Origin of the sequence: Chitinimonas sp. BJB300 (assembly GCF_002735695.1) — a bacterium.
In the GTDB taxonomy this organism is placed as follows: domain Bacteria; phylum Pseudomonadota; class Gammaproteobacteria; order Burkholderiales; family Chitinimonadaceae; genus Chitinimonas.
This window is the reverse complement of sequence record NZ_PDZH01000073.1, coordinates 1-23,091: the sequence shown is the minus strand read 5'-3', so window position 1 is coordinate 23,091 and position 23,091 is coordinate 1. Positions and strand designations below refer to the sequence as shown.

At 54.2% G+C, this 23,091-nt stretch carries 18 protein-coding genes and 1 pseudogene; 5 read left to right on the top strand and 14 right to left on the bottom strand.

Annotated features, from left to right (window positions below):
• Window positions 1-87: 87 nt before the first annotated feature.
• Window positions 88-351: pseudogene (locus CSQ89_RS23845) on the top strand (HipA N-terminal domain-containing protein); the annotation flags it as partial.
• A gap of 39 nt (window positions 352-390) precedes the next feature.
• Window positions 391-1,386 carry a HipA domain-containing protein gene (locus tag CSQ89_RS13340; protein ID WP_308418152.1) on the top strand — a complete coding sequence of 332 codons (996 nt, stop codon included), beginning with the start codon at window positions 391-393 and terminating at the stop codon, window positions 1,384-1,386.
• A gap of 44 nt (window positions 1,387-1,430) precedes the next feature.
• Here the strand turns inward: CSQ89_RS13340 and CSQ89_RS13335 are convergent, their stop codons facing one another.
• Window positions 1,431-2,546 (bottom strand): glycerate kinase, encoded by a 1,116-nt coding sequence (locus CSQ89_RS13335; protein WP_099406642.1) that lies wholly within the window; start codon window positions 2,544-2,546, stop codon window positions 1,431-1,433.
• 71 nt (window positions 2,547-2,617) lie between these two features.
• Here CSQ89_RS13335 and clpB point away from each other — a divergent pair, with 71 nt between their 5' ends.
• Window positions 2,618-5,200, top strand: a complete 2,583-nt coding sequence (gene clpB, locus CSQ89_RS13330) for an ATP-dependent chaperone ClpB (RefSeq protein WP_099406641.1) — start codon at window positions 2,618-2,620, stop codon at window positions 5,198-5,200.
• Window positions 5,201-5,248: 48 nt separating this feature from the next.
• Here the strand turns inward: clpB and CSQ89_RS13325 are convergent, their stop codons facing one another.
• Complete coding sequence (locus tag CSQ89_RS13325) at window positions 5,249-5,779, bottom strand: DUF7482 domain-containing protein (protein ID WP_099406640.1); 531 nt, start codon at window positions 5,777-5,779, stop codon at window positions 5,249-5,251.
• Window positions 5,780-5,927: 148 nt separating this feature from the next.
• The gene (locus CSQ89_RS13320) at window positions 5,928-6,308 is read right to left on the bottom strand and encodes a hypothetical protein (protein WP_099406639.1); all 381 of its coding nucleotides are present in this window, start codon (window positions 6,306-6,308) and stop codon (window positions 5,928-5,930) included.
• A 430-nt stretch (window positions 6,309-6,738) separates the two neighbouring features.
• Here CSQ89_RS13320 and CSQ89_RS13315 point away from each other — a divergent pair, with 430 nt between their 5' ends.
• Window positions 6,739-7,047, top strand: coding sequence for an STAS domain-containing protein (locus CSQ89_RS13315; RefSeq protein ID WP_099406638.1), 309 nt, complete (start codon window positions 6,739-6,741; stop codon window positions 7,045-7,047).
• An 8-nt stretch (window positions 7,048-7,055) separates the two neighbouring features.
• On the top strand, window positions 7,056-8,753 hold the full coding sequence (locus CSQ89_RS13310) for a SpoIIE family protein phosphatase (RefSeq protein ID WP_099406637.1): 1,698 nt from the start codon (window positions 7,056-7,058) through the stop codon (window positions 8,751-8,753).
• Between the two features lie 113 nt (window positions 8,754-8,866).
• Here the strand turns inward: CSQ89_RS13310 and CSQ89_RS13305 are convergent, their stop codons facing one another.
• The 11 genes from CSQ89_RS13305 to CSQ89_RS23620 all read right to left on the bottom strand — a co-directional run bounded on the left by CSQ89_RS13305 (window position 8,867) and on the right by CSQ89_RS23620 (window position 22,744).
• Window positions 8,867-10,000: a response regulator gene (locus CSQ89_RS13305; protein ID WP_099406636.1), complete on the bottom strand. Its 1,134-nt coding sequence runs from the start codon at window positions 9,998-10,000 to the stop codon at window positions 8,867-8,869.
• A gap of 166 nt (window positions 10,001-10,166) precedes the next feature.
• Entirely contained in the window at window positions 10,167-11,240 is a 1,074-nt protein-coding gene (locus CSQ89_RS13300; RefSeq protein WP_099406635.1) for a GAF domain-containing protein, read from the bottom strand.
• 217 nt (window positions 11,241-11,457) lie between these two features.
• Window positions 11,458-12,399, bottom strand: coding sequence for a diguanylate cyclase domain-containing protein (locus tag CSQ89_RS13295; protein ID WP_158228993.1), 942 nt, complete (start codon window positions 12,397-12,399; stop codon window positions 11,458-11,460).
• Between the two features lie 139 nt (window positions 12,400-12,538).
• The gene (locus CSQ89_RS13290; RefSeq protein WP_099406633.1) at window positions 12,539-13,615 is read right to left on the bottom strand and encodes a protein-glutamate methylesterase/protein-glutamine glutaminase; all 1,077 of its coding nucleotides are present in this window, start codon (window positions 13,613-13,615) and stop codon (window positions 12,539-12,541) included.
• A 57-nt stretch (window positions 13,616-13,672) separates the two neighbouring features.
• Window positions 13,673-14,275 (bottom strand): chemoreceptor glutamine deamidase CheD, encoded by a 603-nt coding sequence (gene cheD, locus CSQ89_RS13285; RefSeq protein WP_099406632.1) that lies wholly within the window; start codon window positions 14,273-14,275, stop codon window positions 13,673-13,675.
• Window positions 14,276-14,280: 5 nt separating this feature from the next.
• A complete protein-coding gene (locus CSQ89_RS13280) occupies window positions 14,281-15,165 on the bottom strand; it encodes a CheR family methyltransferase (protein WP_308418151.1) in 885 nt (294 codons plus the stop codon).
• 78 nt (window positions 15,166-15,243) lie between these two features.
• Window positions 15,244-17,997 (bottom strand): methyl-accepting chemotaxis protein, encoded by a 2,754-nt coding sequence (locus CSQ89_RS23840; RefSeq protein ID WP_099406630.1) that lies wholly within the window; start codon window positions 17,995-17,997, stop codon window positions 15,244-15,246.
• Window positions 17,998-18,018: 21 nt separating this feature from the next.
• On the bottom strand, window positions 18,019-18,504 hold the full coding sequence (locus CSQ89_RS13270; RefSeq protein ID WP_099406629.1) for a chemotaxis protein CheW: 486 nt from the start codon (window positions 18,502-18,504) through the stop codon (window positions 18,019-18,021).
• Between the two features lie 181 nt (window positions 18,505-18,685).
• Window positions 18,686-20,845 carry a chemotaxis protein CheW gene (locus tag CSQ89_RS13265; protein ID WP_099406628.1) on the bottom strand — a complete coding sequence of 720 codons (2,160 nt, stop codon included), beginning with the start codon at window positions 20,843-20,845 and terminating at the stop codon, window positions 18,686-18,688.
• A 148-nt stretch (window positions 20,846-20,993) separates the two neighbouring features.
• A complete protein-coding gene (locus CSQ89_RS13260; RefSeq protein ID WP_099406627.1) occupies window positions 20,994-21,359 on the bottom strand; it encodes a response regulator in 366 nt (121 codons plus the stop codon).
• Between the two features lie 182 nt (window positions 21,360-21,541).
• Complete coding sequence (locus CSQ89_RS23620; RefSeq protein WP_099406626.1) at window positions 21,542-22,744, bottom strand: methyl-accepting chemotaxis protein; 1,203 nt, start codon at window positions 22,742-22,744, stop codon at window positions 21,542-21,544.
• Between the last annotated feature and the right edge of the window lie 347 nt (window positions 22,745-23,091).

Here is a 23,091-nt window from a genome sequence, read left to right as displayed (position 1 = left end):
CCTACCATCGCCGACAAGCCCGTTGCTGTCGCCGCACCAAACGTGCTCAGCAAATAGTCGGTGTACAAATCGAGTTCTTTGTTCTTCATGGCGACAGGTTATCGTATGCACTGCGTAACATCAGTTAGTTACTTCGATGACTGGATCCACGACTTGCAAGGTCGCCCACTGTCTTTGTCACTACCCTTTATACCGGGCAACCAACCCCATCGTGGAGATTTGGTAACGAGTTACTTCGACAATTTGCTTCCCGATAACGAAAACATCCGTCGCAGGCTGGCACAGCGTTATAGGACAAGCAGCCAGGAACCCTTTGAATTACTCGCTGTGCTGGGAAGAGATTGTGTCGGTGCCATTCAGCTGCTCCCGCAACATGAGGAGCCAGTGGGTGTGTACGACATCAGCGGCCGCAGCCTGGATGAAACAGACATAGCCGAATTGCTTCGCAATGCCACTTCAACCGAACCCTTGGGTCGCCATGAAGACGGAACGGATTACCTGCGCCTGTCCATCGCCGGAGCACAGGAGAAAACTGCGCTATTGCGCCATGCAGGCATATGGATGGAGCCCCATGGCAGCACACCTACAACCCATATCTTAAAGCTGCCAATGGGTCTGGTTGGTGGTATGCGGGCTGATATGCGTACCTCGGTCGAAAACGAGTGGCTCTGCTCAAAAATCGTGGCTGCGTATGGTTTGCCTGTAGCCAATTGCGAGATTGCTCAGTTCGAAGATCAAAAGGTGCTGGTGGTGGAACGCTTTGACCGCAGGCTTTCTGAAGACAAGGACTGGATCATGCGCCTCCCACAGGAAGACCTGTGTCAGGCAACCGGCGTACCGCCACATCAAAAATATCAGGCGGATGGTGGGCCGGGTATCACGCAAATCATGGATATTCTGCTTGGATCAGACGATGCCACCACAGACCGCAGCAACTTCTTCAAAGCCCAGCTCGTGTTCTGGCTACTGTCCGCAACCGATGGTCATGCCAAGAACTTCAGCATCGTGCATCTGCCGCAAAGCCGGTACATCGCCACGCCACTTTACGATGTACTGTCTACCCACCCCATCATTGGCTCCGGCCCCAATCAGCTGGCGCGCCATAAAGCCAAATTGGCGATGGGCGTACAGAGCAAAAACCTGCACTATCTGATCGACAAAATCCAGCGCCGCCATTGGGCTGCGCAGGCCAAGCACGTGGGTCTGGGTGAACGGGAGGCCGAAACAACCATCGAGATGCTGATCAATACAACAGATCAGGTCATCAGTACCGTAAGCGAGATAGTGCCCGCTGGTTTTCCTACCGGCTTGGCAGAAACCATTTTCGAGGGTCTACGTAGCCAGCGCGACAGGTTAGCCCGTATGCCATCAACCATCGCTGCCTAGATAGAGACCAATTATTGCCTGCGACCCACCAAATCAGAGCCTGTTCAAAGATCGCAAGCCCTCGCCCATTCCGCCGTCCGCTCCGTCAATAAACGGGCGGCGAATTGTGTAGCCTCTGCTACAGACACGGTGGGGCCCGTCAAGCTCAAGCAGGCAGCAAAGCGGCCTTGTAAGGCTGGCAAGGCTGTAGGCTCTATACCACCTGATAGCAGCACTGCCGGTACTCTCCGTTCCGCGGCATAGCCCGCTACCCGCCACGGTACCTTGCCCAGGAGGGTTTGCATGTCTGAGCAGCCTTCGCCGGTCAGAACATAATTGGCACCCACAAGGCTGGCTTCCAGCCCCTGTAAGCGGGCTATCGTCTCTGCCCCCGGTTCAAGCCGTCCACCTAACAGCCGTATTGCCCAGCCCAAACCACCTGCCGTACCGCTACCGGCTTGAAGGCGATAGTCCACGTCCAGCTGTGCATCGCCCAATACCCCCAGATTCGCCAGGCATGCATCCAGCACGGCGACCTGATCCGCAGCCACACCTTTCTGCGGGCCGAATACTGCGGTAGCGCCTTCCGGACCTGCCAAGGGGCTCGCCACATCTGCCAGCCCGATCAATTCGGTGTGCTTGAGCCTAGGGTCCAAACCACCCAAATCCAGCTGGTGCAAGCCCATCAACCCTGCTGGCGTAGGTGGCAGCAATGCCCCTCTTACATCAAGTATCTTTGCCCCTAACGCAACCAACAGGCCCACCCCACCATCATTACTGCCCGTGCCGCCCAAACCCACCAGAATGCGCGAGTAACCCGCGTCCAAGGCAGCCTTGACCAACCTGCCTAGTCCCAGGCTATGCCGATGTTCCACTCGGCTATCACCCACCGCATGCAGCCCGACCACCTCGGCGGACTCCAGCTCCGCGGTGTTATCTGCCAGTCGCAACCACTTGGCGGAAATTGGCTGATCGGCCAGATTGGTCACCTCCTCACTCAACCAGTCCACAGGTAAGACAGCTGCGATAGCCGCCAACGTACCCTCACCCCCATCTGCCATTGGATGTAAGCGGATATCGGCATCCGGCCACACCTTCCGTACACCACTCGCCATGGCGGCGGCTACCTCGGTAGCGCTAAGCGAGCCTTTGAATGAATCAGGCGCAATCACGATTTGCATAGTCAACCTAATCTTGAAATGTGCCGTTGCCTCCCCCAACTTAGAAGTATTGCTAACGAGGAGTAAGCTCCATGCGCTACGACAAACTGACAACCAAGTTTCAGCAGGCTATTGCCGACGCGCAATCCCTTGCCCTGGCGAACGACAACCCGTATATCGAGCCACAGCACGCGCTGCTGGCACTGCTGAACGATACAGACTCCGGCGCGGGTTCGCTGCTGGCGCGTGCCGGGGTCAACGTGAACCGCTTGCGTACCGGGCTTGATGATGCCATCAAGCGCCTGCCGCAGGTCAGTGGTACCGGTGGCGAGATCAGCGTCTCAAAGGAATTCGCCAACCTGCTCAACCTCACCGACAAAGCCGCCATGAAACGTGGCGACCAGTTCATTTCGAGCGACCTGTTTCTGCTTGTTCTAACGGAGGACAAAGGTGAAACCGGCCGGTTGCTCAAAGAACATGGCGGTAAGAAAGAAGCCATCACTGCCGCTATCGAAGCTGTGCGGGGCGGTGAAAGCATCAACAGTGCCGATGCCGAAGAGAAACGCGAAGCGCTGTCCAAATATACGCTAGACCTTACCGAACGTGCTCGTGCTGGGAAGCTCGACCCAGTAATTGGCCGTGATGATGAAATACGCCGCGCCATCCAGGTGTTGCAACGGCGCACCAAGAACAACCCGGTGCTGATCGGCGAGCCCGGCGTGGGTAAGACCGCCATTGTGGAAGGCTTGGCCCAGCGTATCGTCAATGGCGAAGTGCCGGAGTCGCTCAAGCACAAGAAGCTGCTGGTGCTTGATCTTGCATCACTACTGGCCGGGGCCAAATACCGCGGAGAATTCGAAGAGCGCCTGAAGGCTGTACTGAACGAATTGGCCAAAGATGAAGGCAACACCATCATCTTTATTGACGAGCTGCACACACTGGTGGGCGCAGGCAAAGCGGAAGGGGCAATGGATGCCGGCAATATGCTCAAGCCTGCCCTTGCGCGTGGCGAGCTGCATTGCCTGGGTGCGACGACCCTGGACGAGTATCGCAAATACATCGAGAAGGATGCTGCGCTGGAACGGCGCTTTCAAAAAGTCCTGGTCGATGAACCTTCTGTCGAAGCCACCATCGCCATCCTGCGCGGCTTGCAAGAGAAATATGAAATTCACCACGGTGTAGAGATTACCGACCCGGCCATCGTCGCCGCTGCCGAGTTGAGCCACCGCTATATCACCGATCGCTTTCTGCCCGATAAAGCCATCGATCTGATCGACGAGGCTGCCTCACGCATCAAGATGGAAATCGATTCCAAGCCCGAGGTCATGGATAAGCTGGAGCGGCGCACTATCCAGCTCAAGATCGAGCGTGAAGCCGTGCGGCGCGAAAAGGACGAGGCGTCGATCAAGCGTTTTGACCTGATCGAAGACGAAATCGCCCGCCTGGAAAAAGAATATTCCGACCTGGAGGAAATTTGGAAAGCCGAGAAAGCAGCGGTGTTGGGATCGCAGCACATTCGCGAAGAAATCGACCAGATCAAGCAGACGATGGAAGAAGCGCGTCGCAAGGGTGATTGGCAACGCATGAGTGAGCTGCAATATGGCCAGCTGCCCGAACTGGAAGCCAAGCTCAAAGCTGCCGAAGCCAGCGAGACCGGATCGCAGGAGAACAAACTCCTACGTACCCAGGTAGGTGCAGAGGAAATCGCGGAAGTAGTCAGCCGTGCGACAGGCATACCTGTCAGCAAAATGATGGAAGGTGAGCGCGACAAGCTGTTGCAAATGGAAGCTGCTTTGCACCAACGCGTGGTGGGACAGGACGAGGCTGTCACGCTGGTGGCCGATGCCATCCGCCGTTCACGTTCAGGTCTGGCTGACCCGAACCGCCCTTATGGCTCCTTCCTCTTCCTTGGGCCTACCGGTGTGGGCAAAACTGAGCTTTGCAAAGCACTGGCGACCTTTCTGTTCGACACCGAGGAACACATCATCCGCGTGGATATGAGCGAATTCATGGAGAAGCACTCGGTTAGCCGCCTGATTGGCGCCCCCCCCGGCTATGTGGGTTATGAGGAAGGCGGCACGCTGACCGAAGCAGTACGGCGCAAACCCTACTCGGTGATTCTGCTTGATGAGGTCGAAAAAGCCCACCCGGACGTCTTCAATGTGCTCCTGCAGGTGCTGGACGATGGCCGCCTGACTGATGGCCAGGGCCGCACGGTGGACTTCAAGAACACCGTGATCGTGATGACGTCTAACCTCGGCTCGCAACACATCCAAGCCATGGCGACTGACGACTACCAGGTGGTGAAGCTGGCGGTGATGGGCGAAGTAAAGACGCATTTCCGGCCGGAATTCCTGAACCGAATCGACGAGGTGGTAGTGTTCCATGCACTGGGAGAACGCCAGATTGCCGGTATTGCCCGCATCCAGCTACAGCGACTTGAGCAACGCATCGCTGCTATGGAGATGGTGTTGGCGGTCAGCGAAGCATCGCTTGAACATATCGCCGCCGCAGGTTTCGACCCGGTTTATGGCGCCAGGCCCTTGAAGCGCGCGATTCAAAGCGAAATCGAAAACCCGTTGGCCAAAGCGATTCTGGCCGGGCAGTTTGCCGCCAAGGACACCATTCGAGTCGAAGTGCACGAAGGGGGATTGGTGTTTGAAAAATCGGCTTGAGCCTCCGATAAAGCCCCCGCTCCCACATAGGCGGGGGCCGAAACCCTCTCAATCAAACCTATCTGCCTCACCCACAACTGGGCAGTTGACGATGATGGGTAGGGGCTCCAGCAGCACATCACCAGCATCTTCTGCCGCAATCACAGCTTGTTCGGACTTCAATAAACGTACGCTGCGATTTGGCTGCCAATGCACCATCACCACCTGCCATAACGTGCCATAAGCACTGTCCTGGTTATCGCTGTCCTGCGAGGTTGAAACGGAAGGCAAGACGCTGTCCTGCATGCCTGGTGCGAACTTGTAGACACGGTCCAGCGCCGAGTGATAGCCTGGTTGCGTTGAATCGGCCGGCAAGACGTTGTCCAACCGACCTACCCAATTTGCCCCCACCATTCCCGCCACGATGCGGTCGGAGATGTCGGTTGTAACATAATGAACCCGCGTGCCCTTGAACCAACCGGCCACCAAGGGCAAGACGATATCCTGATCGTTATTTCTGACGTAGACGGCGCCAGCGCCAAGCCCTGATAGGCGTCCACAGACAATCGGTAATTGGGCAAAGGGGGGCGTACGATGCATAGACGGCTCCTGTTCAACAAACTGGGTGCCTAATCGCACCTCAATCAATAGACAGCCGCCAGACTTCGGCGGAAGCGGTTCACTGCAAGGCCATAAAGCAGGGTTGAGGGAAAAGCATTGTGCAAACCACATGTTGATGGATCAGGCGCTAACTGACGGTCGGTTCGCTCGGTCCTGCGACCTCTAGCGTCAAGCCAAGTTCAGCGCAAACGGTCGTAGGATCTTTGGTGGCCAACACCAAGGTTTGCCGCATGAAACCCTGGCGCAGATTGACGCCTATTGATTTGGTAATGGTATCGAAACGGGCGGTATAACTTTGCTCTTCCTGGTTATTCTCGGCCAGCATGGTGCCGGGCTTTTGATAGATGCGCCCAAACGACACCCGGCTGCAGGCTTCTACCGTATCGGCTTTCTTAACCATTTCGACCAGTTCCAGGTCTTTCACCGCCAGCGCTAACACCGCATGGCCATCAAGCTTGCGCCCCTTGCAGGTCACGGTGATATACGGGTCTTTCTTTTTGCCGAACATGACGTCATCCTATGCCGGCCACGCAGGCGCAAGGTTGTCTTGGTTTGATTGTAGCCCCGACCAAGAACGGTTGCTGGCAGCTTTATGCAATGGAGAAGCAAGGCTGACGCCTATTCTTGGTAACGCGTAAAGACTGCTATTGAGATAATTTCTTATTGGACGCAAGCAGTTTTACCAACAACCACTAAGAACTTGTTTACGATCTGTCGCGAGCAGTCGTCAGCACGGTGTAGCGCAGCGCAGAAACCGGCGTGTACTTAAGTACATGAGGCTTTGGAGCAGCACATGAACCCTGATCACGGCTGCGCAGCAAGATCGTAAACAGGTTCTAAGATTAATAACCGGCCAACGCCGTTCTATTCTTGTAAATACCGGCCCGCAATAATTCGCCATGCGGCGAGTTTGATAACTCAGCAAAGAGGGAGCAACCATGTCGGTTAGTGTGCATGCCCATGACGGTGTGGCAACGATCTCGATAAGTGGCAACTTCAATTTCGCCGTTAACTCGCCTTTTCGTGAATGCATGCAAAAGGCGCTGGCGACACCGGAATTGCAAGGTATTGATGTAAGTCTGTATGAAGCGACCTATGCCGACAGCTCTGCCTTGGGTATGTTGCTGGTTCTGCGTGACCACGCCCACGCCCAAGGCGTAACGCAGCTGCGGATTGTGGGTGCGCGTGGCACGGTGCAACAGGTACTGAATATCGCCCGCTTCGAAAAGTTCTACACCATCGGTTAGGTACCACTGTGGCCTACAAACTGACTATTTTGGTAGTTGACGATGTCGCCATGAATCGTCAACTGCTGGCCCGTCTGATCGGGCACCTGGGCCATGAGGTATGTATGGCCGTCAACGGCCGCGAGGCAGTCGATGCCTGCCGACTTGCCATGCCGGACATCATCCTGATGGATGTCATGATGCCGGAGATGGATGGTTTTGATGCCACCCGCGAGATAAGGCAGCTGCCCAATAAATGCTGGGTGCCCATCATCTTTGTAACTGCCGTCCATGAACGCGAAGAGCTGCTGAGGGCATTTGAAGCCGGCGCAGACGACTATCTCACCAAGCCACTCGATATCACCTTGCTGTCCGCCAAAATCAAGGTTTTGGGACGCATTGTTGAAATGCAGCAGCATATCACGCGCGATACGGCTGCCCTGCACATGTATTACTACAAGAACGAAGAAGAACAACTGCTTGCACAGCACGTGCTGGGGCAGATGACAGAGTTAAATAATGCCACCCGTAATGACATACCCTACCAAATTCACCCGGCGGTAAACTTCAGCGGCGATGTTATCTCGGTGGCGCGCACCCCCACCGGAAAAGACCATATCCTGCTGGCCGATAGCACCGGTCACGGCTTGGCTGCCGCCATCAGTTGCCTACCTGTCGTCACCGCTTTCCGTACCATGACGGCGCGCGGGTTCAACATCCCAGCCATCGTGCGTGAAATCAACCAAAAACTGCATCAAGTGCTGCCTGTCGGCCGTTTTGTGGCCGCCGTACTGGCGGAAATCGATTACCAGGAAAGCTTGGTCAGCATTTGGAATGGCGGTATCCCGTTCGCGTCTTTTGTTGATGAAGCCGGCCTACCCATACGGCAATTCGATTCCAGGCACCCGCCACTGGGTATCCTTTCCAACGACATCTGCGAAACGGTACTGGAACACTTCCGGTGGACCGCACCGGGTCACCTCATCATCTGCTCGGATGGGCTGACCGAAGCCACCAACGCAGAGGGCACCCCGTTTGGAGAGGCCCGCCTGCTTGACGCTATCGCCCATTCAAACAAGGCCGATATCCCAAGGTCAGTAATAAAGGCCGTAAAACACCACTTGGCAGGGGCGGAAAGCCATGATGACTTGTCGTTGCTGGCGGCGCCGTGCATTCAACACACACTTGAAACCGCACCGCGAGAGCCCGTCACCCCCGTCCATTTGAATCTGGCTGATTGGGAAATAAAGATCACGTTCTACGCCGAACAAATCCGCGAAGACGCCTGTATGCCTGTATTGCTCGGTTGGCTGAATCAGATTGGCTTGACCGAAACCCAATTCGGCGAAGTACTGCTGGTACTGAGCGAACTGCTCAACAACGCGTTGGACCACGGCTTACTCGGGCTGGATTCCCACGAAAAGAATGTCTTGGATGGCTTCGATAAATATATCGCCTTGCGCCAGACACGGCTGGAGCAACTCCAGTCTGGGAAAATAGAAGTCGGCATGTGCAGCGCAAATTCACAGAATAAACGCAAGCTGACACTATGGCTGGAAGATTCAGGCCCCGGTTTTAATTATGCCGACATTCTTAATGACGAGATCAATTCAGACGGCCAACAAACATTTGGCCGCGGCATTGCGCTGGTTAAAACGCTATGCCAAAAAATTGAATATGTCGGCAAAGGCAACCGTGTAGAGGTAACGGTGGATTTGCAAGACTGAGAAAATGATCAAGGCCAGTATACGAACCATAGAACACACCCAATACCGCACCTAGCTGGCGCCGATACTTTTTCGTAGAAACTGCTATTGAGGCCGTTAATCCGGCCCCCATTTTAAGCCTCAGTCGACTCCCGTTTCAGCATCTGCACAATGTGCGTCAGCTTGTCTTGAATCTCGGTGCCGCCGGTTTGCATCTGGCTCAGCCGGCCAAGCCCATTACGTACAATGCTGACCAGGTAATCCTCTTGCGCTTCGGTGAGGGTAATCTTCAGCAACGCTTGTTCTACGCTATGCACAATCTCGTTCGCTGCAATCGTGATAGCGGTCTGTGTCCCGCGTTGGGCTGCGTCGATACCTACCAGCGTGGTTGATACCTCCTGCATCAAGCTCGTCAGCAATGCCCCGCGCTGCTCCGACTTCAAGTTTGCGTCGATCGCACGGGCTTTGGAGGCGGCGGACTCAGTCAGGACGGCAAGGTGGTCACGCAGCCGGCCGCAAAAATCAGAATCGCTCAACGGCAAGTTGTTGATCAGCAGGATAACCGGGGCGTAATTGATGGCAAGGCGGCTTTTGAGTTGCACCAGTCTATCCATACCCGCCATATGGTTGGCCACCGACACATCCAAGGGACTGGCTGGGCCCTTGCTGGTGCGGGTGTACAACTGTGAAAAAGAGCGAATCTGGGCAACGCCATTCAAGTCGAAGCTAACTATCGAGGCCAGCAAGGCATCGGCCAGCTGTTCATGCGTGGTGCATGTATTGAAAGATCGGATGCCCTCCACCACCGCGCCCATTTCGCCCAGGCTGGTCAAACTAGTCATCGCGGCGCTGGTGGCGAAGGAAACCCCTTCCTTGAGCTGTTTGCGTTCGCGCGCCAAGGTAAGCAGTGCCTGTACACGGGTCAGCAGGAAGGCCAGGTCAAAGGGCTTGGTCAGATAGTCATCGCCGCCGGCGTCAAAGCCTTTGTACCTATCCTCGTTGGTCACCCGGGCCGAAAGAAACAGCACTGGCACATCGACCAGCCCGTCATGCCGCTTCATGCGCCTGCATGTTTCATAGCCATCCATCACCGGCATTTCAGCATCAAGCAGAATCAAATCCGGATGCACACTGGTGAGGCGCTCAAGGGCGTGCCGGCCGTTAACGGCAAACTGTATGTCAAAGTATTCGCCTAACGCTTCTTTTACCAGCTCGTGGGTAAAATCATCGTCATCCACGCTCAAGATGACAGGTTTTTCTTCAGACATCTTCTTTCCTCCTCCAGCCAATAATTAGCCACTTGAGAACCACCTGGTCGTCTACTCGCCATGGGTCTTGAAGCACCACATTCCTCTGCCTTTTGTACGCCATACCGCATTAACCCTGTATGGCTTGGAGACCAACGCGCCAGGGCAATGGATGCTTCTACCCCACTCAATTCAGCGTTCTATCCTCCTCACCCATCGTCAGCAAACAAACACGTTGCCCTTGTTCATTCCTGGCTTGGAACAACGCCGCGTTAGCTGCGCTCAACAAATCACTGCTGGTGAATGCCTGCTCGTAGGTAGCGAAGTCCACGCTGACAATACCGATGCTTGTACTCGTCTCCACCACCATCTGGTCGGAACCGTTGGTCTTGGGGTCCAGCTTGTTCAGTACTGCATAGAGCGTCGAAGCACTGTCATAAATCTGTTGTGCATCAACGGCTGCGAAAAGCAGCAGCTCATCTTGTTTGTAACGGCCCAGGGTCCAGTCGCCCTTAATGTGAGGGCGCAACTGCGACACCAGCATCTGAAGCATTTCCGTGCCCGTCTGGGCACCAAACAAGGCCACATATTCGTTATATCTATCGAGCGATATATCGGCGACGGTAAAACAACGGCGATGCGAGCGAGCCCGTGCGAGTTCGCGTTCAAAAAGCGACATCATCGGTGCCTGGAGCCAGATACCTAACGCTGGATCGAGCAACTGATGCCCCGTCGTCTCCTTTTCATCCAACCTTACCCAGCGGCCACGGTTGACTTGCCAGTTCAACAAAGCTTCTTCGGTGCAGACGCCAAGGTCCGACAACAATTGCAACTGCTCTTCACTAAGCGTGCGGGGCTTTCGGTCAATGATGCAGAGGGTGCCGATGGCAAATCCTTCGCTATTTCTGATTGGGTATCCGGCATAAAAGCGGATACGGGGCTCGCCGGTAACCAAGGGGTTATCCGCAAATCGGCTGTCCAAAAGGGGGTCAGCCACCACCATTGTTTCATTGCGCAGAATGGTATGGCCGCAAAATGAAATATCCCGTCCAGTCTCCCTCACCGGCAGGCCGATGCATGATTTGAACCATTGCCTGTTCACGTCGACAATCGACACCAGGGCGATCGGCACGTCAAACAAGGATTTGGCAATGCGGGTGATACGATCAAACGTTGCTTCATCCGGGGTATCAAGCAACCGCATATTCCGAAGCGAGGTGATACGGGCTATTTCATTTTCCGGCAGGGCAGGCTTTTCCATAGGCATTCTCTAGCGCAAGCACGTGGTTCATACTGCAAGGTATAAGTCCACTATAGGCGGACCAACCTCAAGACGCACAGACAAACCAGCCATGCCAGCTGTGTATCTGTACACAGAATAAATTGAACCCGAAGCCAAAAACCCAGCGCCAGACACGTGCATGCGTCTTTAATGGCAGATTGGTGGCGTCTCCCATGGCGTTCACCTGGATAAGCAACTATTGGGTTATTGAATGCGCCGCCGGCACGATCACAGCCCGATTGCGTCCCGCTTGCCGGGCTTGGGCCAGCGCGGTGTCGGATGCGCAAACGATGTCCACCGGATCGGCACCATCAGGCACCATGGCGCAACCGCCGATGCTGATGGTAATCACCTCGGTGGAGGATTCAGCGCCATGCGGTATGGTCAATTGCTGGACAGCCGCCCGCAATGTTTCCGCAAGCTGGACGAGTTGGTCTTGCGAAGTATCCAGCACCAGTATGGCGAATTCCTCGCTCCCAAACCGGGCAACCTCCCGGCAAGCGCCTGTGCAACATTGCTTAAATGCCGAAGCAATCTGTTGCAGACAGGCATCACCGCTAAAGTGACCATGATGGTCGTAGTATTGTTTGAAATGATCGACGTCGATCAGCAAAAGGCCCAGACACTGCTTGCTGCGTTCGTGCCTGGCCCATTCCTCATTCAAACGCATATCAAAATAGCGGCGGCCAAACACGTCAGTTAGGGCGTCGTATATCGCCATTTGGTGCAGGATATCCGACTGCCTTTTCAGCGTTAGCTGGGTGATCACCCGGGCACGCACCACCGGCGGTACAAACGGCTTGCCGATGAAATCCACCGCCCCTGCTTCAAGCGCAGCAATCTCATGCTCGGCATCGCGGTGGGCCGTCACGAAGATGACCGGGATAGCGGCGGTTTCGCGATTTGCCTTTAACTGCCGGCATACCTCATAGCCATCGACTCCCGGCATCTCAACATCCAGCAAGATAAGATGCGGCAGCGCCTGCCTCGCCATTTCCAGCCCTTCCAAACCATCCTTGGCCGACATTATCTTGCCCAGGTCAGAAAGCACATGGCTGAGCAGGCGGTGATTCAATGGCGCATCGTCCACAATCAGTATCTGTGCCGACTCCAAACCAAAAGCCCGTAACTCGTTCATAAGCTTTCTTTCCAAATCCATATTGTGGCGAAGAAGGCCTCAAACTCACCAACCGGTCCCAGCGCAATCAACAATTAGAGGTGCCGGTTGTGCTGCCACCTGCGTTGGGTCACACAGAATCCACTTTTATAGCAACGTTCTAGACGCGGTTTGCATATCCCATACCACGCAACCGTCCCATGAGGGTGGCGCCGATTTTTTCCAGCGGCACCACTTCATCCACGCCACCCAATGCAATCGCTTCTTTCGGCATGCCAAACACCACACAAGTGGCCTCGTCCTGCGCCACGGTCCAGATACCGACCTGGTGCATTTCCAGCATGCCCTGCGCCCCATCCTTACCCATGCCGGTAAGAATAGCCCCTATCGCATTTGACCCCGCCACATTGGCCACCGATCGAAACAGCACATCCACACTGGGCCGATGCCGGTTTACTTCCGGCCCCTGGCTCAGGCCAATCACGTAATTGGCACCGCTACGTGTCAACAACATGTGCGAATGCCCCGGCGCCACGTAGGCATGCCCCGGCAAGACACGCTCGCCATGCTCCGCTTCCTTGACGACCATGCGGCACAGGGTATTCAATCGGTTGGCAAACGACCGGGTGAACGCCTCTGGCATATGCTGTGCAATCAACACGGCCGGGCCATCTGCGGGTAGTGCCATCAAAACTTCCTTGAGCGCTTCTGTGCCTCCAGTTGAGGACCCAATCACGACGATTTTTTCAGTAGCGCCCAATACCGAACGGGTTCTTTTTTCCAGCACGCTATCAGCGGTATGCACCGCAGTTTCAACCGTCATCAAACGCCGTGGCCTTGTGCGCGAGGCATTGCGTAGCCGCTCGCATAATTCTTCGGCGTACTGCTGCATGCTTTGAACCACGTCAAGCCTTGGCTTGGCGATGACATCCACCGCCCCCAACTGCAATGCCCGTACGGCGGCAGCCGACCCTTGCTCGGTCAGTGTCGATATCATGACTACCGGTGTAGGCCGTAAACGCATCAACTTTTCCAGAAAATCCAACCCATCCATCCGTGGCATTTCAATATCCAGCGTAATCACATCCGGATTAGCCGTGCGAATCAGCTCCCGGGCCGCGATAGGGTCCGCCGCCACACCCACGACACGCAGATCCGCGCTCTTGTTGATGATCTCGGTCAACAGCTGCCGGATCAACGCCGAATCGTCCACCACCACGACCTTGATCGTCTTCATCGGCATTGCCTCCGCACCCTGTTTGGCCTCATCAATTCGACATCGCCTGTCGTCCGCTCAGAACAAGTCGACATCGCCGGCCACATCGTCCTGGCGTAAACGAGTGCTGTACTCACGCTCGCGCTGCACAATCGTATTGTTGTGCACCGATTTGAGTTTCTTCATCATCACCTTACCACTGTAGGGAAAATAGTAGACCTTACGTGGATACACATCGAGCAAGTCCTCCGCCACGATAGGAATCCCCTCAAGGCTTAAGAAATTCCTGACGAACTTCGCGTTCTGCTCACCGACATTTCCCACCATAAAACCCTTCAGCACTTGGCCACCGCCAAATACCTTTGCCTGAAGCCGTTCCCGCCGACCACCCGCTTTAAGAATCTGGTTGATTAATATTTCCATAGCATGCGTACCGTAACGCGCAGAGGCGGAAAACGGGGTAGCTTCATCCTGACGATTTTCAGGCAACATAAAATGATTCATCCCTCCCACTCCGCATTGAGGGTCACGTATGCAGGCAGATACACAAGAACCCAGCACCGTCACAATCAACATGTCTCGGCCTGTCACGTAATACTCGCCGGGCAAGATCTTGGCTGCCTCCTTGTCGAAGTGCTTATCAAAATAGATCGAAGGGGCAATTACCTGATTTGCGCTCATAGTCGCTATTTGATCTTGTAAATCGTACGGCCGCAGGGCTGGAGCAGATCGGACACGTGCGCCAGATGCTCGGAATGGCCTACAAACAACCGGCCATCCGGCCGCAACAAAGGAATGAATCGTTCGAGAATGGCGCGCTGCGTCGCTTTATCAAAATAAATCATGACATTGCGGCAAAAAATCGCATCAAACGGCCCGGACAATGCCCAAGCCTTATCCAAAAGGTTGATCTGGCAAAAAGTAATCAATTCCCGCAATTCGGGCCGAATCCTCACCATGCCTTCGTTATCGCCATGCCCTTTGAGGAAAAACCGTTGTTTACGCTGAAGCGCCAGCTTCTCTATCCTATCCACCGAGTAAATGCCACGGCTGGCGGTAGCGAGCACCTGGGTATCCAAATCACTTGCCATCACCTGCAACGGCGGCTGCAGTGTATGTAGTGCTTCAGCGACGGTCATGGCGATCGTATATGGCTCCTCACCGGTGGACGATGCACTGCACCAGATTTTGATCGACCCATGCATACGCGCCCATTGCGGCGCCATCAAAGCCAGCGCGTCGAAATGGTGCTCTTCCCGGAAAAAAGCTGTCAGATTGGTGGTCAACGCATTGGTGAAACTCTCCCACTCGGGCGAGTCGGGGTTTTTCTTCAGCATGGCCAAGTACGCCGCCACGCTGGTAATAGACTGTTCCCGCAAACGCCGGGCCAGCCGGCTATACACCATGGGCTTCTTACTATCGTTCAATGCGATGCCTGCCCGGGCATAGATCAACTGCCGGACTTGCTCGAAATCATTGTCGGTGAAAGCAAACTCAGTTTGGCCCAAGATACGCCCAGCTCCATGGATAACCATCAGCACCAGAACGGTTGGTTGGAGCTCGTAATGCAAGGCTGTGAACGTGCTCTAGAACACGTTCACAACACCCTGTTGCCCACAACATACCCAACCAGATAGCAACACAACGCGCTAGAACTCGCTCCAGTCATCGTCTTCCACCTTAGGCTTGGGCAGGCTCTTACCCGGCTTTGCCGTTTTAGTCGCTTTTGCTGGCTTTGCCACAACAGCACGGGCCGCCGTCGACCGACCTCCGCCACCAAGCGCCGCCAAAGTTGGGCCATCGTTCAGCCTGAACGCAGCCACGCTCCTGGCCAGCATTTGGGCTTGTTCTTCCATGCTCTCTGCCGCTGCTGCCGCCTGCTCGACCAATGCAGCGTTCTGCTGCGTCATATCGTCCATCTGCGTAATGGTAGTGTTCACTTGCTCGATTCCGGCGCTTTGCTCTATAGAAGCGGCTGATATCTCACTCATGATGTCGGTTACCCGCTTCACGGCATTCACCACTTCGTTCATCGTCAGCCCGGCTTCATCAACCAGTTTGGAACCACTTTCCACCTTGTCGACCGAATCGCCAATCAGCGACTTGATCTCCTTCGCCGCCGCCGCAGAACGCTGGGCCAGATTGCGCACTTCACTGGCCACCACCGCAAAGCCGCGGCCTTGTTCTCCGGCGCGGGCAGCTTCCACCGCAGCATTGAGCGCCAGGATATTGGTTTGGAAAGCGATACCGTCGATAACCGAAATGATGTCGACAATCTTTTTGGCCGAGGTGTTGATGTCCTGCATCGTAGCCACCACCTGGCCCACCACATTTCCCCCCTTTACCGCGATGTCACTGGCGCCACGAGCCAATTGGTTGGCTTGCTTGGCGTTCTCGGCGTTTTGTTTCACCGTGCTTGTCAGCTCTTCCATACTGCTGGCAGTTTCTTCCAAGCTGGCCGCCTGGCTTTCGGTACGCTGGCTTAGGTTCTGGTTGCCGCTGGCGATTTCCTGAGAGGCAGTGGCAATGGTGTCGGTGGCATCTTTGATCGAACCAATGATCTCGGTAAGCTTTTCTGCCGTGAGATTACTATCATCCTTGAGTTGGCCAAAGGTGCCGTGGTATTCACCATCAATACGTTGGGTGAGATCACCCTGTGCAAGCGAACCCAGCATGCGAACCACTTCCGCTAAACCACTCTCACTCACTTCCATCAAGCTGTTAAGGCTTTCGGCCAATACCTTGAAGAAGCCTTCCTTATCATTCACTGCAATCCGCTGTTTAAACTCACCACGGTTCGCCGCCTGAATCATCTCAGCGACTTCTTTTTCGATGGCCACTTCCAGCGTGCTATCCAACCATTCCACCACCGTGCCCAAGCGCTCTCCGCTAGCATTACGAATCGGATTAGCAATGAGTTTGAAGTAACGGCTACCGACCTGAATCTGGCTTCTGAACGTACTTGCCATGCTAGCAACCAGATTAGTCTGATGGCTTGGGTTGCGATGGAATGTATCAATGGTTGAACCGATAATCTTATCCACAGCGAAATGAGGCAGCGCTTTACGCAAGTCGTTTTCAGCTGCACGCATCATGGCTTCCACCGACTTGTTCATATAGATTACTTTACGGTCGTTATCGGCAATCATCACACTGACACTGGCATTTTCGAGTGCCGACAAGATACGCGCACTTTCGCGAGAACTTGTCTCCTCGCGTTCTAACTGTGCAAGTGTTTGCGTCTGATCCAACCACTCCACCACCGTACCCAACAAGTCGCCCTTGTCGTTACGAATTCGATTCATCGTGAGCTTGAACTTTCGTCCACCAACAGGCAAGTTGGCGACATGCGTGCCACTCATCCGCTCTAGTACACCGCGCTGGTAGCTAGGCTGCTTATGGAAGTCGTCGATATTGACGCCAATAATTTTACGGGCATTAAAGTTTGGCAAATCTTTGCGAATATCATTTTCGCATTCAGCCAACATTGCCGCTTGCGCTGGGTTGATATAGATAATGTTTCTGTCTGCATCCGCAATCATCACACTGGTCGAAACAGAATCCAAAGCACACCGAATACGGGCATTCTCCTGCGCTTTCTCTTCTCCTGCACGCAACGAAACCTGCATATCACGCATATTGGCCAACACACTGGTGTTATCGCCCGCCTCAACCGAAATGCCCATATCCAGCTTACCTTCACTAATTTGCTTTGCAACACTCCCAAGCTCTTCAGGGCTTGCTCCCAGCACTTTCGTCAAGCTGCGTACCACCCATGTAGACATAGCAATCGCAATAACGCTGCTTACCAACGCCAATACAATAGCGATGACTTTGTTCTGTTGGTCTGTATTTAACACTTCTGTCGACAATGAGGAGGCTTCCGCCATCTCTCGTGTCGCGATGGCTTCAATCTTTTCTTTGTACGCTCTAAAACTAATACGCACATCACCCATGAGCAGTACCTGCGCTTTGCTCATATCTTTGGTGCTAAACAAGGCGCGATAGGCTTCTTGCTTTTGAACAAAATCAGCGCGAAGCTTATCCAGCTCGGCAAGTGTCGTTATTCCTGCTTCATCGCCTAAATTCTTTGCGCGCTGTTCCATACCTGTCAGTAGTTCGCGTTCCTTGGCACGAGCATCGACTACCAAACGCCATTCTGTTTCTGCCGCTTCGCCTGGCCCAAGTATCTGCATATTGCGCATAGCGCGATTGATGGTATTCACTTCGGAGAAGATTTCGAAGGCCCCCTTGGCATGCGGGATATTATTTTCTGCCAACGTTTTCATCCCCGTAGCCGACTGATCTGCCGACCGCAGCAATACACAGCTGAGCATAATAATCAATGCCAGCAAAGAGCCAAACGCAATATACAACTTCTTTTTAAATGGTAAGGTCTGCATACTGTCTACTCCATTTATGAATTAGGCTGGCTCAGCGGCTTCTTCGGCAAGCTGCATATCCTGGCTGGTTAATAATTTCTCAATATCGGCAAGGATGATCATTCGCTCATCAAGCGTGCCCAATCCCTGGATATATTCTGTGTTTAACGTCACCCCGAATTCCGGTGCAGGTCGAATCTGCTCACTGACCAGCGTAATAACATCACTTACACCGTCCACCACAATGCCGATCACCCGTTTGGCAACATTCAGGATAATCACCACCGTGAATTGGTCATAACTGGGTTCCCCCAATGCAAACTTGATGCGCAAATCCACAATGGGTACGATTGTGCCGCGCAGATTGATCACCCCCTTGATAAAAGACGGTGTATTGGCAATGCCGGTGACTTGGTCGTAACCTCGAATCTCCTGCACCTTGAGAATGTCGATGCCGTATTCCTCTTGGCCCAGCGTAAATACCAAATACTCACCACCAGCATGACTGCTGTTCTTTATTTGCTCCATTGTCCTTCTCCATCCTCAGGTCAATATCTTCGCTTTATCGCAAGCAAATCCAGCCGCTTTTGCATGCTTTGGTTTTATAATTACTCGCCTAGATACATTGCTTCATTATTGTTGTAGCATTGGCAAAAAAATTTATTTGCGTGTATTCAGCCATTGCACCTTTATTGTTTATTGGGTGAAATCACGCCGCGGCGTTTTTCTTTACTTTCTCCTGGCTTAAGCGCACCAGGGATTCCACATCGATAATCAAGGCAACGCGGCCATCTCCCATAATGGTGGCACCCGATACACCCGGTACTTTGCGGAAATTGGTTTCAAGGCTCTTGATCACAACTTGGTGCTGACCCAACAGGTCGTCCACAAACAGGGCGGTTCTACCGCCATCGGACTCCAGCACCACAAAAAGCCCGTTATCGAATCTCTCAATGCCGTCTTCTAAGCCGAACACTTCATGCAAGGTGATGACTGGCAGGTATTCTCCGCGCATGTGCACCACACGGCCTTTGCCTGCTACGGTCTTGATATGTTCGGGGTCAGGCTGAAGTGATTCGACGATAAATGTCAGCGGAATCACATAGACGTTTTTCTCGACACGTATGGCCATGCCATCCAGTATCGCCAGCGTAAGCGGCAGGCGTATGGTCATGTTGGTGCCACCATCCTTGATGGTATCGATATCAATACGTCCGCCCATGCTTTGGATATTCCGACGCACCACATCCATGCCCACACCACGGCCCGATACATCGGTAACGGTCTCGGCAGTCGAGAAACCTGGTTCAAAAATCAACGGCCATACTTCTGCATCAGTCATGGCGTCGCTCACGCTCATGCCTTGTGACTTAGCTTTTGCCAGAATACGGTCGCGATTAAGGCCTGCACCATCATCCAGCACCTGGATAATGATGTTGCCGCCTTGGTGAAAGGCCTTCAGTGTAAGTGTGCCGATTTCATCCTTGCCCTTGGCGACACGAACCTCGGGGCGTTCAATGCCATGGTCCAGACTGTTGCGTACCAGGTGGGTCATCGGATCTGCCAGTTTCTCAATCAACCCCCTGTCCAGTTCGGTACCTTCACCCTGGGTAACCAAGCGCACCTTTTTATCCAGCTTGGCGGCAGTATCGCGCACCACACGGGGAAAGCGGCTGAAAACAAACGAAATCGGCATCATACGAATCGACATTGCCGATTCTTGTAGTTCACGGGTATTGCGTTCAAGCAGTGCAACGCCGTTGTGCAGGCGTTCGTGTACTGCAGGGTCGAAATTACTGGCTACTTGCGCGAGCATAGCCTGGGTAATGACCAGTTCGCCGACGAGGTTGATGATCTGATCGACCTTCTCAACCCCCACCCGAATGGAAGCAGACTCAGCAGCCTGCGTGGCTTCCTTTTCCCTGTCGCTTGCCCGTCGTCCTCCGACGCGGGCAACTTGTGCAGGCTCTTCAGCAACTACCGCCTCCGTCGTAGCCGATACCGGTGCAAAAAGACCGTATCGATTGCCTTCCTCTATGACACCAGAAGACGGGACTGGCGCGGGGCGAGAAACCGCGGCGAACAAGCCATAGCCATCCCCTTCTTCTACGACACCAGAAGCCGGGACAGGTGCGAATAGTCCAAATCCATCACCCTCTTCCAATACCGCCGAATGCGTGGCAGCAGCAGCTGGAGCGAACAAACCGTAACCATCGCCCTCCTCCATCACCGGATTGGTCGCGGCAACTTCGTTCTCAGCCAGCGTAAGGGTGTATTCATCCCGCGCCAGCACAAAATCCAAGGCATCGCGCAGCTGCGCTTCCGTATCCATGGTGGCCACATAGAACTGGGACCGGTCCGGGCCATCATCGTCCTGCACCCACCCCTGTGAAAGCAGCGCCTGACGCAAACTGTCGTCATCTCGCTTCTGGCCCCGCAAGCATAAGCCCCAATACGACGGTGCAGCTTTTGCCGGCTGGTCGGTCTGTTCCAAGGCCTGAAGCTTCGCACAGATCGTTTCTGCGACAGACTTATCCTCCTCCTTTCCATTCTGATGGACTTCGAGCATGCCACGCAGTGCATCACCCGCCTGCAGGAAGGTATCGACCATATCAATGCGTAGCTGCAAGGTGCCGCGCCGGACACGATCAAGCTGGTTCTCAAGGATATGGGTGACTTCAGTCAAATCGGTAAAACCAAACGTGGCCGCGCCGCCCTTGATTGAATGCGCTGCCCGGAAGATGGCATTCAACTCTTCGGCATCGGGGGCTTCGATATTCAACGAGAGCAGCAGATTTTCCATCGAAGACAGGTGCTCACCCGTCTCCTCGAAAAAGGTCTGGATGAATTGCGACATATCGATGTTCATCAATTCCTCCCTAAGCCCCGGCTCACTCGCTGTAGCAAGCGATGCTTAACAAAACAACCTGCTGCATAGAAACCACTCTGCATCGAGATACATGCGGTATCAAGGCAGCCGGCGCGGCCATTCAGGCTCTGCGTAGTCGTACAAGCCATCACGGCAATACCTTACGCACCACATCAAGCAACTTTTGTGGGTCAAACGGTTTGACCAACCAGCCGGAAGCACCCGCTTCCCGACCCTGCGTCTTCATAGCGTCCCCAGCTTCCGTGGTAAGCATCAGAATAGGCGTGGTGCGATATTGCGGCTCAGAACGCAACGCGCGGATCAACGACAGACCATCCATACGCGGCATGTTTTGATCGGTCAGGATCAAATCTACCTTTTGTGACTTGGCCATGCGTAACCCTGCTTCGCCATCACCCGCCTCCACCACCTGAAACCCCGCCGTTTTAAGGGTAAAGGTCACCATCTGGCGAATCGCTGCTGAATCATCAACGGTGAGTATGGTCTTTGCCATAAAGTGCTCCCTACGTGGGTACATAGCCGTTGGCGCTTGCCTTACGCCATAGCCCGGTTTCGTCATCCGGCGCGCCGCCCCGTTCCAGGGCTGTTAGTCATTCCGGCGTGCCGCGAGGCAATACTTAAAACATAGTTGGTTAATTGCGCTGGCCACCCTGCCCCACCAACTATTTACGGCTTTCAGAAGAGTTCAATATCCCCGCCCTTCATGGCGGTTTGCGTCACAGGATTTCGGTGCACCACGTTATCCAAGTCCTTGATGGCGGCACGCACGCAATCCTTGAATTGTTTCAGCGCATCCTGCTGGCGCGCTTCGCCGCCATGGTGGCCATTGTTTTGCAACGTTGTTGCAACGGTTTTCAACCCGGTCATCAGATTGGCGATCACCCCCACTCTAAGCTGGGTGTGTACCAACGACTGGGACACCAGGTCCTGGAACTGCAATGAAGTAATCGCAGCATTGGTGCTCACTTCCACTTCGCCTGCAATGACATGTAGGTCGGACATCGCCTTTTCCATGCCATCACTCTGCGACTTGACCTGACTCAAGGTCAACGCCACATGCTCTTTGGCGCGGAGCACATAGCTCATATCCTGCGAGGCCAGCGACGAGATACTGACATCGGCCGCCGAAACTGAAACACAGACGCTGTCGATGGTGTCGCGAATACGCTGGCTGAATTCATTGGTGCGCAAGGAGAGATTCCGTACTTCATCCGCTACCACCGCAAAGCCACGGCCAGCTTCGCCAGCCCGCGCCGCCTCAATGGCGGCATTGAGCGCTAGCATATTGGTCTGCTTGGAGATGGCATCGATGTCGCCCAGAAAGGCGAGTATGCCATTGATCATGCTGCCGACGTCCTGCATGCGATGCAGCAACTCAATACTGATATGGCTGGTTTGCAGCATGTTTTCTACAAACATTTCCAGCGTTTCGTTGGTTTCGCGCGCGAACTGCTCGAACGTGATCACATCACTGTTGCTACTGGCAACTTGGTTATTGGTAAGCGTCGTGACAATGCTTTGTTGCTGCTTGGCAAGGTCGGTAATGCTGCTGAAACTGCGAATCAATTCTTCAATAGCGTGTTGGAGCACGCCGAGTACATTCTTCATCTCCGCATCAGCCAACGAAAATTGCTGGACGCTAAGCGCTGCCGTCTCTTCAATAAGCGCACCGTTCTGCTGCAAAAGCGTCCGGTCATGGTTTTGTTCCAGCGCAACGGCTGGCCTCTGCTCCTCCTTGGCAAGCGCCAATACGACAGCCATAGCAGCGAGCTGGGTCGACACCAGCCACCCAGGTGCAAGTTCCAGTAGCCACAAAACCAGATTGCCTATGCCAAAGGCAGCAAAAAGCATCCACTTGTTGCGGAATAAATCAACCATGTTTCAGGCTTCCTCCTCAAATTGGGCTGAGGAATTGTTTTTATTCGTTTCACCGCCAATAACATGACGTTCTATCAACCCGCCTACTGGATTGATCGATAGGCGAATGGCGAACACTTCCAGCCAGCAAGCACCGTGCAATCAAAGACGCAGTCAATATAGGTGGAGACAATGCGAATTTCATCCAGCTTTGCTATAGACGTGAAATGCGCATAGTGATTTGTAACTGATGTTACGCAGTGCATACGATAACCTGTCGCCATGAAGAACAAAGAACTCGATTTGTACACCGACTATTTGCTGAGCACGTTTGGTGCGGCGACAGCAACGGGCTTGTCGGCGATGGT

Excerpts from the sequence above, each read along its gene's own strand:
- clpB (WP_099406641.1), top strand. The coding sequence starts at position 2,618 with ATGCGCTACGACAAACTGACAACCAAGTTTCAGCAGGCTATTGCCGAC.
- CSQ89_RS13305 (WP_099406636.1), bottom strand. The coding sequence starts at position 10,000 with ATGTCTGAAGAAAAACCTGTCATCTTGAGCGTGGATGACGATGATTTT.
- CSQ89_RS13265 (WP_099406628.1), bottom strand. The coding sequence starts at position 20,845 with ATGAACATCGATATGTCGCAATTCATCCAGACCTTTTTCGAGGAGACG.
- CSQ89_RS13290 (WP_099406633.1), bottom strand. The coding sequence starts at position 13,615 with ATGAAGACGATCAAGGTCGTGGTGGTGGACGATTCGGCGTTGATCCGG.
- CSQ89_RS13315 (WP_099406638.1), top strand. The coding sequence starts at position 6,739 with ATGTCGGTTAGTGTGCATGCCCATGACGGTGTGGCAACGATCTCGATA.
- CSQ89_RS23840 (WP_099406630.1), bottom strand. The coding sequence starts at position 17,997 with ATGCAGACCTTACCATTTAAAAAGAAGTTGTATATTGCGTTTGGCTCT.
- CSQ89_RS13300 (WP_099406635.1), bottom strand. The coding sequence starts at position 11,240 with ATGGAAAAGCCTGCCCTGCCGGAAAATGAAATAGCCCGTATCACCTCG.
- CSQ89_RS13260 (WP_099406627.1), bottom strand. The coding sequence starts at position 21,359 with ATGGCAAAGACCATACTCACCGTTGATGATTCAGCAGCGATTCGCCAG.
- CSQ89_RS13335 (WP_099406642.1), bottom strand. The coding sequence starts at position 2,546 with ATGCAAATCGTGATTGCGCCTGATTCATTCAAAGGCTCGCTTAGCGCT.
- CSQ89_RS13295 (WP_158228993.1), bottom strand. The coding sequence starts at position 12,399 with ATGAACGAGTTACGGGCTTTTGGTTTGGAGTCGGCACAGATACTGATT.
- CSQ89_RS13320 (WP_099406639.1), bottom strand. The coding sequence starts at position 6,308 with ATGTTCGGCAAAAAGAAAGACCCGTATATCACCGTGACCTGCAAGGGG.
- CSQ89_RS13270 (WP_099406629.1), bottom strand. The coding sequence starts at position 18,504 with ATGGAGCAAATAAAGAACAGCAGTCATGCTGGTGGTGAGTATTTGGTA.
- CSQ89_RS13325 (WP_099406640.1), bottom strand. The coding sequence starts at position 5,779 with ATGCATCGTACGCCCCCCTTTGCCCAATTACCGATTGTCTGTGGACGC.
- cheD (WP_099406632.1), bottom strand. The coding sequence starts at position 14,275 with ATGAGCGCAAATCAGGTAATTGCCCCTTCGATCTATTTTGATAAGCAC.
- CSQ89_RS23620 (WP_099406626.1), bottom strand. The coding sequence starts at position 22,744 with ATGGTTGATTTATTCCGCAACAAGTGGATGCTTTTTGCTGCCTTTGGC.